The 12,707-nt window shown below is 66.5% G+C and carries 9 protein-coding genes; 3 read left to right on the top strand and 6 right to left on the bottom strand.

Annotated features, from left to right (window positions below):
- Positions 1–122 precede the first annotated feature (122 nt).
- Positions 123–680, top strand: a complete 558-nt coding sequence (locus tag KF791_01665) for a GNAT family N-acetyltransferase (protein ID MBX3731282.1) — start codon at positions 123–125, stop codon at positions 678–680.
- A gap of 39 nt (positions 681–719) precedes the next feature.
- Here KF791_01665 and KF791_01660 read toward each other — a convergent pair whose 3' ends face one another.
- The gene (locus tag KF791_01660; protein MBX3731281.1) at positions 720–2,000 is read right to left on the bottom strand and encodes a PQQ-like beta-propeller repeat protein; all 1,281 of its coding nucleotides are present in this window, start codon (positions 1,998–2,000) and stop codon (positions 720–722) included.
- 164 nt (positions 2,001–2,164) lie between these two features.
- Here KF791_01660 and KF791_01655 point away from each other — a divergent pair, with 164 nt between their 5' ends.
- The gene (locus KF791_01655) at positions 2,165–2,938 is read left to right on the top strand and encodes a type II secretion system protein (GenBank protein ID MBX3731280.1); all 774 of its coding nucleotides are present in this window, start codon (positions 2,165–2,167) and stop codon (positions 2,936–2,938) included.
- Between the two features lie 27 nt (positions 2,939–2,965).
- Here the strand turns inward: KF791_01655 and KF791_01650 are convergent, their stop codons facing one another.
- The 5 genes from KF791_01650 to KF791_01630 all read right to left on the bottom strand — a co-directional run bounded on the left by KF791_01650 (position 2,966) and on the right by KF791_01630 (position 9,950).
- Positions 2,966–3,883, bottom strand: a complete 918-nt coding sequence (locus KF791_01650) for a sugar phosphate isomerase/epimerase (GenBank protein MBX3731279.1) — start codon at positions 3,881–3,883, stop codon at positions 2,966–2,968.
- Positions 3,880–5,040, bottom strand: coding sequence for a Gfo/Idh/MocA family oxidoreductase (locus tag KF791_01645; GenBank protein ID MBX3731278.1), 1,161 nt, complete (start codon positions 5,038–5,040; stop codon positions 3,880–3,882). The genes KF791_01650 and KF791_01645 overlap by 4 nt, the downstream gene beginning before the upstream one ends.
- A gap of 108 nt (positions 5,041–5,148) precedes the next feature.
- Entirely contained in the window at positions 5,149–5,940 is a 792-nt protein-coding gene (locus KF791_01640; GenBank protein ID MBX3731277.1) for a DUF2071 domain-containing protein, read from the bottom strand.
- Positions 5,941–6,061: 121 nt separating this feature from the next.
- Complete coding sequence (locus KF791_01635; protein ID MBX3731276.1) at positions 6,062–7,366, bottom strand: DUF1552 domain-containing protein; 1,305 nt, start codon at positions 7,364–7,366, stop codon at positions 6,062–6,064.
- Between the two features lie 16 nt (positions 7,367–7,382).
- Complete coding sequence (locus KF791_01630; GenBank protein ID MBX3731275.1) at positions 7,383–9,950, bottom strand: DUF1592 domain-containing protein; 2,568 nt, start codon at positions 9,948–9,950, stop codon at positions 7,383–7,385.
- Positions 9,951–10,114: 164 nt separating this feature from the next.
- Here KF791_01630 and KF791_01625 point away from each other — a divergent pair, with 164 nt between their 5' ends.
- Positions 10,115–12,673: a carboxy terminal-processing peptidase gene (locus KF791_01625; GenBank protein MBX3731274.1), complete on the top strand. Its 2,559-nt coding sequence runs from the start codon at positions 10,115–10,117 to the stop codon at positions 12,671–12,673.
- Positions 12,674–12,707 lie beyond the last annotated feature (34 nt).

The following is a 12,707-nucleotide window of genomic DNA, read 5'->3' as shown; positions in this document are numbered from 1 at the left end:
ATGACTGACACCACGCCGGCAAGATTTTGCAACGTGAAATTGGACGGGAATCCCGATTCAAGCCGACGGGCGACCCATGCGGACCCACGGGCGACGGACCCCGCCGGGCACCCTTCAGCCGCATGCCTGAACCGACCATGACCGTCCGGCTCGTTCCCGCCACGGAGTCCGACGTGCCCCTGATCCGGGATCTGGCCACCCGCATCTGGCATGCCGCCTATGCTGAACTGCTCACGATCGAGCAGCGGGAGTACATGCTTCAATGGATGTACGCGCCGCACCAGCTTGCGGGGCAGATCCGCCGCGGGGTCACCTACCAGCTTGCCCTGGCTGAAGGGGGCCCGGTCGGATTCCTGGCGTGGGAACGCCTGCCCGCGACAACCACGGCCCATCTGCACAAACTCTACCTGCTCCCGGAGTGGCACGGATTTGGACTGGGGCAGCAGGTGCTCCGGGAGGTCTGTGCGGCGGCAATTGCCGCCGGATGCCTCCAGATCGAACTCCGGGTCAACAAGGGGAACCTGCGAGCCCAAAAAGCGTACCGCCGGGCTGGATTTCGCCGGGTCGAAAGTATCGTCACCGATATCGGATGTGGATTTGTAATGGACGATTTCGTCTTGAGGCGGACCTTGGCCCGTGACGCGTCCGATGGCGGTGGCCCCGCAAGCAGGGCGCACTGATCCATCCGGGTCTCCGCCCCGGCAAGTCCACACCCCCATCTACGGACTGCCGGACGCACCGGCGGACTGGATCCGATACAGCCGGCCCTCGGTCCGGATGAACAAGGCTCCGTCCGCGATGGCCGGACTCGCCAAAGTTCGCTCCCCCAGGTCATTGCGGGCCAGCAATTGAAACTGGGGACCCGCGACGACGACCGAGGCCAGACCGTCCTCGTTCAGGAAAATGATCCGGCCATCCGCCAGAACAGGCGACGCCGAGAACCCGCCTCCAAGCCGTTCATTCCAATGCACCGCACCCGTCTTCGCATCAGCACACGACGCCACTCCGGCATCGGACACCCAGTAGAGTTCATCCCCGGAAAGCAGCATCGAAGGCGTGTTGGGCGCGCCGCGGCTCGTCGTCCAGACCACGGCGGACGCCGTTGCATCCCCCTGGGCGCCCTCGGGCCGGATGGCGTGGATCACCGGCCGGTCGTATCCGGAGGACACGAACACCAGTCCATGCCCGACCACCGGACGTGGTACGACGGAATACCCCTCCCCGTACCGGACCTGCCACAACTCCCGGCCGTCCATTGGATCATACGCGCAGACCATGCCGCTGCCCGGGCTGATCACTTCAGGCCGGCCACCGTTGGTGATCACCAGTGGTGTGCTGAAGGAAAACGTCTTTCGCGCCGGCGTGTCGCGGGGGGTTTTCCACCGGACCCTTCCGTTCTCCGGATCGAGACACACCACGAACGGGTCGGCGCCGCCGTCGCAACTGAAGAACAGCCCACCCCCGGTCCAGACGGGAGATCCGCCGTTCCCATGCACCGGTTCGTACTTCAGGGAGGTTTGGCGCCACAGCACATTGCCATCGGCATCCAGCGCTGCGCTTCCGTGATGTCCGAAATGAACGTAGATGCGTCCGTCGCGAACGAGGGGAGTGGGGCTGGCATGGCTGTTCTTGCCATGGATCGAAGGACCGGACTGCGGCGGCCGCAATGCCTCGCGGTCCCAGAGGACTTCACCGGATCCTGAATCGAGGCACAGGGCCCTCAGCGAGAGTTGGTCCGGGGAGTCGGCCACCGCCGTGGTCAGATAAATGCGACGGTCCGCCACCACCGGGGACGACCAACCCGAGCCCGGGACCGCAACCGTCCAGACCACATTGCTTGTGCGGCTCCAATGGAGCGGCAGGCCGGGAGACCCCGCGTGGCCTTGTCCCGTTGGTCCCCGGAATTCGGGCCAGGCGCCGGAGGGTTCCGCCGCCGTGGAAAGCGACAGCAGCGCGCAGAGGGCCGTTCCGAAAAAGAGGGTCACGGGGCGGCAGGTCATCGGGAAACTCTTAGCCCGATTCGAGCCCCGATGCCAGACCCGCACTCGCGCAGCGGTGGCGACGGCTTCACCACGACCGTTTCCCCAATTGACCGGGTGCCGTCGGCGGGCTATCCGAAAATAAACCTCCGATCAGTGACCTCTCCTGACGCCCCGGAACCCCCATGAAACCGCGCCTCCACGCCTTCACCCTCATCGAACTCCTGGTCGTGATTGCGATCATCGCCATCCTCGCCGGGATGCTCCTGCCGGCCCTCGCCAAGGCCAAGGCCTCCGCGCAGCGTTCGCTGTGCACCAGCAACGAGAAGCAGTGGGGTATCGCGGTCAACCTTTACGCCGCGGACTTCCGGGACTCGTTCCCGGACAACCGGGATGGATATCACCTGAGCTGGATGGGGACGAACATGGCGCACTTCTGGGAGAAGTACCTGATGCCCTCGGGCAAGCCCAACCGGCGGGGGGAGAAAAAGGCGGCGAATCACGTGATCTTCTGTCCGACGGACGAATGGCATCGTCAGGCGGACACCTGGAGGTTTGGCGATGCCACCGCGGAACGACGGCCGATCCTCACCGGCTACTTCTACCTGCCCGGACATCCCCGGGGTACCGGCGACTGGCCGTATGACTCGGAGAAGATCGGGGATTGGAACTGGCGCATGAAGCTCGGAGGCGAATTCCGGGGCGCCCCGATCCTCATTGACCGGATGCAGGGGCTGGGACCCCGCACCACCAACATCTACGATCGGCGCCTGCGGTGGGTGACCCAGGATGAAGGAAGGAACTGGAAGACGCCCAACCACGCCGGGCCCGGTGGCGCACCCTCCGGAGGGAATTTCCTTTTCGAGGACGGCCACGTGGAGTGGATCGTCGGCAAGCGGGTCAGCCTCGGCTCCAGCGCCGGGGAATGGCAGTGCTTCTACAAGATTCCGATCAATTGATCGTGAGCGGCGGCCGGGCGACGAACCTCAGGTCCCCATCACCCGTTTGACAAATTCCCTGCTGCGCGCGTGGTTTTCCACGACCGACCGCGTCACGCGAGTGCCGGGCTCGATGGCCAGTTCGACCGTGTAGAACGCCGGCAGCCGGTGCTCGCGCACGTGACGGGCCACGGCCGCATAGTCAAGGTCCCCGGTGTCGAGGTCCTCCCACCACACCTGCCCCCGGCTCTGCCGCAGATGCCACGAAACCACCCGCTCGCCATACATCGGCAGGCATTGCGCCGGGGCGATCCCACCCCGGTACACCCAGTGGACGTCATAGCAGAATCCGACGAACTCCCTCGGGCAGCGGGCGAAGTTGGAGTGAAATTCGCGCGCGCGATTCGCCAGCTCCGGCAGATGATGGTGAACACCCAGCTTCATTCCCAACGGCTTCAGCGCCTCGCCAAGCTCCAGCAACGCACCCGCCTGGATCTCCAGCTCCTGGTCCGTCTTGTCGCGTCCGACCGGGTCGGGATTGATGTTGATGATGGCAAATCCCGCCTTGGCCGCAGCCTTCGCCGCGACGGCGATGCGCTCAGCCGACTCGCTGGCCTTGCCCAGCACGTGCAGGGCGCCACCGGTGTACAGGCTCACCGGACGCAGCCCCTTCTTGCGAAGCCGCTCGGCGAACGTCGCGTTGTTATCCGGGCTGCCAATGTCCAGCGATCCCTCTGCGTAGTCGTAGCCGGCATCCCGAAGCGCGGAGAGCACCTCATCCAGATGCGCCCAAAGGTCCCTGCCGTCCCTTCCGTAGTACTGCCCCCAACCGTAGAGCTGGGACCCGACGAGCGGTGGCTTCAGGCGCGGAGCCACAACCGGCACCTGGACGGCAGCGCGGCCGGTCGCGGCTCCAAGGCATCCGGAGCCCAGGCCGGCAAGAAAGCGACGGCGATCAAGGTTCATCGGCGGAAGGAGGCAGCGAAATCATCGGAAGTCACCGGACGAACCTGCTTGTCGAAACGCGACCCGGCAATCAGCTCCTGAAGGCGCCGCGCCCACGCCGCGCCGTCGAGCGGCAGTTCAATGGGCCGACCCAGAAGCGAGGAAAACACCACGGCATTCGCAAGCTCCACCGATCGAAGCCCCTCGGACCCCGGGGCAATCAGGGGCGCCCCGTCAAGCACCGCGGCGGTGAAGTTTGCCATGAGGATGGCATGCGGGGCCTCGGCGTTGGCGAACGGGATCTCCTCCATCGAGGTTCCCGGCTTGCTGAAGCCCACCGTGGCCGTGGAACTCCACTCCAGCGCATCAGAATCATTGCGGGTCCATACCAGGCGGTCATTCTCCAACACCAGCCGCCCCCGGGTGCCGGCCAGTTCGAGGCGATTCGTGCCCGGGGCCTCACCGGTGCTGCTGAGAAACACCCCGGATGCCCCGTTGGGAAACTCCAGAAAGGCGGTGACATCGTCCTCGACCTCGACCCCGTGCCACCGGCCGAACCCGCAGAAGCCCCGCACCCGGGCCGGAGAACCAAGGAGCCAGGTCAGGATGTCGAGATTGTGCAGGCACTGATTGAGCAGCACCCCGCCGCCCTCCCCCTTCCACGTCGCCCGCCATCCGCCGCTCGCATAGTAGGCCTCGGTGCGAAACCAGTCAGTGTTGATCCAGGTGACCCGCTGCAGCCGCCCCAACCCGCCCTGGTCCAGCAAGCCCCGGATTTTCGCGTATCGGGGTTCCACGCGCTGCTGAAACATCCCGGCAAGAATCCGGTCCGGATGCCGCGCCGCACAGGCCAGGAGCCGTTCGGCATCCGCCTTGTGGGCCGCAATCGGCTTCTCGGTCATCACATGGAGGCCGGCCTCCAGCGCGGCAATGCCCAGCGTCACGTGGTCGTAGTGGGGGGTGGCGATCAGGACGGCATCGGCGCATCCGGATCGCAGCAGCGCGGTCGCCTCGGTAAAAGTCCGCAGCCCCCGGGCCTGCCAGGGCTCCAACGTCGCCGGGGTGCGGGCGCACACTGCAACCAGCTCACATCTCGGAACCGCGCCCGCCAGCAGGTAGGTGGCGTGATGCCGCCCGATGTTGCCGAGCCCGATGAGTGCCAGCCGAAGGGATGCCATGCGACGTGTTGTGTGTCCGTTGACTCACCCCGTTCTACCGCACGGCTGCCGGACGGGCGAGCATCCTTCACCGCCTCCTCCGGATCCCCGCCCCCTCCAGCGGCCGCCTCACACCGCTGCGGGTGAACCGGCGCGGACCGCAAGCCGCCTCGAAAAATGCAGGAGCGGCGGCTCGTCCGGCAGGTCAAGCCCCATCCATCGGGTCATGTCGAGCTTCCGAAACTCCGCCCGGGCCGGATGCAGAATCCAGGGCGCATGCTGGATCTCACAACGCCGGAGGCGTCCCGCCCCGTCGGCGGCAAACAGCCGGTATCGCTCGGTCAACCAGTGCTCCAGGCTGCCCGGTGCGCTGAGAAACGCGGAACCCGAAGGTCCATACCAGGCCACCAGTTCGGCCGTGCCGCCGCCCCTGTGGGTCCGCCAGCTCGCATAGGACATCCCATCGCCATGGCGGACCACGGTCATGTCGGCATCAAAGTACGGCAGATGGTGCGTCGCCCGGGCCACACGCACCGCAACCCGGCTCGCCGCATCCAGGCTGAAGAACCAGACGCCCGGACGCCCGTTGCAAGTGACATAGGTCCGGACATTCAATTCCGGAAACGCACTCGCGCCAGGAACGGGCGGCCAGCCCCGAAAATGGATGGCACTCATCGTGAAGGGCACCACTCCGATCCAGGCTCTTCCCTCGAAGGTGTCGGGCTCCAGCGCCGGCGAGGTCCGGGGCAACCGTGCGGCGATCAACTCCGGTGCCACCGGCCAGTGGGCAAACAGGAGGTCATTCCATTCCATCGCCAGCGACCATGGGGCGCGCGCCCCGGGGCTGCGGGGCGGCCACAGCGGACGGACGGGAGACGTCGCACCTCCGGCCGGAAGGATCGGAGGACGGGTATCGTTCATGGTGTCGGATTTCACAGGCCATCGCCCGTTCTGGAGGCGGCAGGGACCAGACCATCCGGGAAAGCCGGCACAGACCGGCTGCAGACTCCCTCACCGGATCGAGCCACGAACCGGTGCACGTTCACGCCACCTCCAGGCCACGCAGGGTGCCTGTCGAGGAGGCGAAGCGGTCGGTCTCGATGCCCATCCGCTGGAGCATCGAGACGAACAGGTTCGGCAACGGGTAGTTGCGCCGGGTGTCGAAAGCCAGGTGCTGGCCGTGTCGAAATCCACCCCCGGCGAACAGGATGGGCAGGTTGGTGGTGACGTGGGTGTTGGCATTCCCGAGGTTGGACCCGTAGAGCACCATCGTCCGTTCCAAGAGCGGCTGACCGTCCTCACGCGACTGTTTCAGGTCGGCAAGCAGACCGGCCAGCAGTCGGAGATGCCCCTCATCAATCGCCCTTAATTGTGTGATCTTGGCCTCCGATTTCCCATGGTGCGACAGGTTGTGATAGCCGTCGGTGATGGCCGTGCCCTCGATCTCGATTGCCGGCGAATTCACGCCATCCAGCAGCAACGCGATGGAACGGGTGGAGTCCGTCTCGAACGCCAGTCGCGCGAGGTCGTACATCAGCCGCACCTTCTGCATGAAGGCCCGCGGGCTGTCGGGATCGGCCGGCACCGGGGCGGTGACCACCGGCTTGGGCCGATCCTCCCATTCCCGCGCCCGCTGCATCCGCTGCTCCAGATCGCGGACGCCGTCAAGGTACTGGTCCATGCGTTCGCCATCGCGCGGACCGAGGCCCCGACGGAGGACCCGCGCCTGATCTGCCACGCCGTCAAGAATGCTCCGTCCCACCTCCAGCCTTCGAATCTGGGCGGCCGTCTCCTCCGGCGATCCCTGGAGGAACAGCCTCCGGAAGATTTCGGAGGCACGCTCCTCGCAGGGGATCATCACTCCGGATCCCGTCCATGAAAGACTTCGAAACCCCTGCTGGATGTTGACGCCAAGGGTCAGCGACGGAAACCGGGTGAGGTGTCCGACCCGCTCCCCAATGTACTGGTCGAGGGAAATCGTGTTGCGGAATCCCCCGCTGCCTGGTCGCGGCGCCGCGGTCAGGAAGCAGTTGTCGGCAGGATGCCCGCCGTCCACGTCGGGGTGCGAAACCCCGCTGAACACGGTGAAGTCGTTGCGATGCGCCTCCAGCAGCTTGAGATACCGGCCTGGCGTGTAGTTGCGTCCGGCATCCACCGGAAAGAACTCCTCGGGCAGCAGCCCAAGGTTATTGCAGATGGCCAGCATCCGTCGCGGCACGGGCTGCGGCCCGGCTGCCAGTCCCGGCGACATGGCCTCCAGCCACGGCAGCGCCAGCGCGACGCCGGTGCCACGCAAAAAGCGGCGCCTCGACAACGGGCGGCGGACGGCGATGAAGGCGGTGTCCATTCGATGCAGGCCGGGTTCACTTGCCCCGAAACAGCGGGCTTTGCACGAGTTCCAGGATCAAGTCCCTCACACCGTAGTCCGAGTCGCGGCAACGGTCGAGCACCGCCTCGATGGCGGCACGGTCGCTGAAGCGAACCGGGGCTCCAGTGGCGTACACCGACAACTGACCCACCAGGTTGCGGGCCAGGGCGCGCTCGTCCGAAAGCAGCAAACGCTTCAACTCGACCACGTCCTGGAATTTGCGTCCGTCCCGGAGTTGTCCGGAAGCGTCCACGTGCGGCCCCAGATGAAATTCAAACGGATGCCCACCCTTGCCAATCCCGGGTTCCGGAGTGCCCGAACCCTGTGCCCGATACCGGTCCCGCCAGCCCCCCATCACGTCAAAGTTCTCCAGGGCGAAGCCTGGCGGGTCCATGAGGTCGTGGCAGGCGGCGCATGCGGGCTGGTTGCGGTGCAGGTCGAGCTGCTCCCGGATCGTCACCGCGCCCCGGGTGTCCGGCTCCACCGCGCCGACACCGGGCGGTGGTGGCGGCAGTGGCCGGCCCAGCAGGCGCTCCAGGACCCAAGCGCCCCTGAGGACCGGCGAGGTGGTGGTGCCATTGGCCGTCACCGCAAGCACGCTCGCCTGGGTGAGGAGTCCGCCGCGGGGATTTCCCGACGGCACCGGCACCCGCCGCACGGCGACGCCCTCGAACGGGGGCATCCCGTAGTGGGCCGCCAGGCGCTCGTTGACCATCACAAAGTCCGATGCCACCAACGCCCGCGCCGGCAGATTATCCCGGATCAACTCGCCCAGATAGGCCCGGGTCTCCTCGAGGGCGGATTCGCTGAGCAGGTCGTCCAGGTAGTAGTCGGGATACAGCGTGGCATCGGGGGCGTTGGCATCCATCAGACGGAGGTCCAGCCAGTAGTCGAGGAACGCCTCAATAAACCGCCTCGACCGCGGATCCTGAAGCAGACGTTCCGTCTCCGCGCGCAATGTGCCGGACGTCCCAAGCCGGCCCGAGGCCGCCGCCGATCGCAGGGTTTCGTCAGGCGTGGAGTTCCACAGAAGCAGGGACAGCCGGGTCGCCAGCGCCATGCCGTCAAGCCCACCCGACGGCGCGTCCACCATCACGAACTCCGGGGAACACAAGACCGCCGTGTAGCCCGCGATCATGGCGTCCGCGAAGCTGCTGCCGCGGGACCGGGCTCCCTCGGCGACGGCGAGGAAGCGACGGGACTCCTCCGCGACGTCGGTTCGCCGGTAGGCCGCCGCGACAAACCGCCGCATCAGGCGGGCGGCATCCCTCGCCGGATCCTGGGAAACAACCTCGACCCCGGACTTCCCCCGCGGCGGTGGCTTCGCCGCCAGGTCGTCAAACAGCACCCGAAATCCCGCCGTGGGGCGTCCATCATCCAGCGGGCCCTCCACCTCCAGCCAGCGGAGGACCACGCCAGGCTGCCCCTCCGGCGTGGCCAGCGGGTTGCGAAAGCGCCCCTTGCCGGGGCGGGAACGGAACAGCCGCGCGGGATCCACGCGAACCGTCTCGCCAGCGAGGATCCAGGCGGTGAGCTCATGGGCCTCCGGTTCCGGCGTCAGGTCGAAGGCACCCAGACGGCGCAACTGCCGCGGCTGCGCATGGGAATACACCGTGATGGGCTCCGAGCGGCGTCCCGGCGACACGACGTCAAGATCGGGGACGTACCAGCGGTTGCTCCGGGCGGCGGCGACCCAGGCCGTGTGCCCAAAGAAGCGCAGGCGGTACTGACCCGAGACCGGCGCCCGGAATTGATTGAACTTCGGCTCCACCGGCTCGTAACTGCCCGCCACGACGCCCATGCCCTCCAGTTCGCGGCGCACCGGGTCGTTGGTGCCAACGGTGACCGGCTCGACACCGGAGCGCACCCCGGGTTGCCCCTCGAAGCCCAGCACCGGGAAGGCGGCGCGCTCGGCGTAGGTGTTGAGGACCGTGAACTTGATCAGGTTGGTATAATTCGCCTGATCCCTGGCGTAGTAGCGGATCTTGCGGCGGTCCGGTCGCCACGCCGCGACCTCCCGAAGTGCCGCCTCGGCCACCGCCAGGTAACGGGACATCTGGACGTGGGACACATCGAGGGCCTCGCCCACCTTGTTGAAGCGGTGCGCGGTGCCGTCCTCGGGCAGGGCGTCGCGCACGGCCAGCCATGGCGCATGAAGGAGGTCACGGAGCGCGTTCTCGTATTCCAGACGGTTCATCCGGCGCCGGACGGAACGCCCCTCCGCCGCCAGCAGGGGCTGCTCCGCCCGGACCAGCGCGTTGGAGACGGTGCTGAAGAACTCCAGGGTGGCCGCGGCCGGCGGCCGCGGCTTCTTCAGCGGGGGCATTTCTCCAAGGGTCACACGGTCGAGCAGGCGCACCCAGTGGCCGGCATTCTCCGGCGATGCCGGGTCGAAGGGCAGCGCGGAGAGATCCAGTCCGCCGTGCCGGGTGTCCGCGTCGTGGCATTCCCCGCAGTGCTGCGCCAGGAAGGCCCGCATCACGCCGGAGGCGCCGTCGCCATCCCGAGCCGCAGCGAGGCATCCCCAACCGGCCAGCAGCGCGAGGATCCAGACAGCCTTCATCATCGAGGACCATGCAGCGCGAAGGTTCCCGCGGCAATTCCGAGGTGCGCCCGGGTGGATCGGTCCTCCCGCATCCGGAGCCTCCAGGAGCGTTCGGACAATGATTTTCGCCTGGGCCACTTCCCGGCTGGCGTCGTGTCACTTCCCGGCCATATTCGCGGCGCATGAGACGCCGATGGCTGCTTCCTTGGATGATGGCTGCCCTGGTGCTGACGCTCCGGGGCGCGCAATCCGATACCGCGACCCTTGCCGCACCCTCCGAGCCGCTGCTGATCTCGTCGCGCTACACCAATTCCCTGACACTGGCCCCGCTGCCAGCCGACGGCGACATCGCCCAGACCTTTGCCAAACTTCTGGAGCGCAACCATTATTCCCGGCACAAATTCGACGATGAGATCTCAACCCGGTTCTTCGACCGTTACCTGGAGGTCCTCGACCCACAGCGACTGTACCTGCTCGAATCGGATGTCGAGGAGTTCGCGCCCCTGAGGGCTCAACTCGACGATTTGATCATGCGGCACCGCGACTCCTCGCCGGCCTACCGCATCTTCAACCGGTTCCTCAGCCGGTTCGACCAGTCGTACCAGCTCGTCACTGCATTGCTGCAGACCAACCGGTTCGAGTTTACCGACGACGCCGCCTATGTCGTGGACCGGAAATCGGCCCCCCGCCCGGCAGACCTGGAATCGGCCCAGATCCTCTGGCGCGAGCGGCTGCGGTCGGAGTACCTCTCCGAAAAGCTGAGCTTTGGGGATTACGCCGATGTGGTCGCCTGGGTGGAACAGCATGCGGCCGCGGGGACCTGGGAGGACCTCGGTCGGCAGCTCACCAACCGGTTCAGCATCGAGAAGTCCGCCGACCTGACCGACCTGGTCCGCCGCGAGTACGAAGCGGCACAGGAGGCAGCGGCCGCTGCACGCCTGGCCGCCGGCACCGCGGCGCCCGAGGTGGCACCCCCGACGCCGATTGAGAGGGTTCGCGAGCGGTTGCTGGAACGGCTGGCCGCGGACACCCACGAGGAAATCGTCAAGAAGCTCACCCGTCGTTACCAGTCATCCTTGCGGAACCTGAAGCAAATCGAGTCCGACGAGGTGCTGCAATTCTGGCTGAGCGCCCTCGGGCACGCGTATGACCCCCACACCGATTACTTCGGGAAACGGGAACTCGACCAATTCTCCATCAGCATGAATCTGGCGCTGTTCGGCATCGGCGCGACGCTGACCAGCGAGGACGGATACACGGTCATCCGCTCCCTGGTCGCGGGAGCGCCCGCCGAGATGAGCAAGCAGATCAAGGTCAACGACCGCATCGTGGGCGTGGCCCAGGGAGAGGACGAGTTTGTGGACGTGCTCGGTGAAAAACTCAACAAGGTGGTCGAGCAGATCCGGGGGCCCAAGGGCACCCGGGTCCGGTTGCTGGTCATCCCGGCGGGCGCCGACCCGTCGGTCCGCAAGGTCGTCTCGCTGGTGCGCGACGAGGTAAAACTCGAGAACTCGGAGGCGAAGGCGAAACTGGTGGAGCTTGCATTCGAGGGCCGCACCAACCGCGTCGGGGTGATTGATCTGCCCTCCTTCTACGCCAATTTCCCCGTGGCCGGTCGCCGGGGCTCCGGGAAGACCACCACCGGGGACGTCGCACGACTGATCCGCAAGCTGCTCGACGAGGGGGCGGAAGGCCTCGTGCTGGACCTCCGACGAAACGGAGGCGGCTCCCTTGAAGAGGCCATCAACCTGACGGGACTGTTCATCAAGGCCGGCCCCGTGGTCCAGGTGCGCAACATGGACGGCAGCAAGCAGGTGGATTCGTCCCAACAGGAAACTCCCCTCTACGACGGACCCCTCGTGGTGCTCACCAGCCGCTTCAGCGCCAGCGCCAGCGAAATTCTCACCGGCGCCCTGCAGGACTATGACCGGGCGGTGATCGTGGGGGATGGATCCTCCCACGGAAAAGGCACCGTCCAGACCATCCAGGAACTGGGGATGTATCTCAACAAGACGGTGGAGAACCCGGGCGCGGCCAAGGTGACCATCCGCAAGTTCTACCGTCCGAGCGGCGCCAGCACCCAGCTCAAAGGGGTCGTCCCCGACATCGTGCTGCCCAGCGTCGTCAACCAGATGGATGTCGGGGAATCATCCCTGGCCAATGCGCTGCCCTGGGACACCATTTCCCCCGCAGCGTTTCGCCGGCTTGGCCGCATATCGCCGATCCTCACGGAGCTGTCCCGACGTTCCGAGACCCGCGTGTCCGCAGACCCGGATTTCGCCTATGTCCGCGAGGACATCGAGCGATTCCAGAAGGCCAAAGCCGAAAAGGCCGTCTCGCTGAACGAAGCGGCACGCCGCCGCGAAATCTCGGAAAACAAGGCCCGCCTCGAGGCCCGAAAGAAGGAACTGGCCGAGCGCCAGGACATCCTGCCCACCCAGTGGGAGATCACCCTGAAGAATGTGGACCTTCCCGGCCTGCCGGCTCCCGTCACCAACCAGGTGGTCGTTGCCGTCAACAAGGTGGTGGAGGACCTGTCCAAGGATCAGGTCGCGGAGGCCGAGGCCGCCGGAGAACTCACGGCGACCGCGCACGTCGGGCTCTCCGAGGATGATGACAACGAGGACGAGCCGACCAAGGGGACCCGCAATGACCCGCACCTGCGCGAGGCCGAGCGCATTGTGCTCGATCTGATCGAATTGTCGGTCCCGGCCCGGCGCCTCTCTGCACGCGCCGAATAACCGGACACCACCCACCCGGGGTCCCACCAGCCAG

Source organism: Verrucomicrobiia bacterium, from assembly GCA_019634635.1.
In the GTDB taxonomy this organism is placed as follows: Bacteria; Verrucomicrobiota; Verrucomicrobiia; order Limisphaerales; family UBA9464; genus UBA9464.
This window is presented reverse-complemented; position numbering and strand designations above follow the sequence as displayed.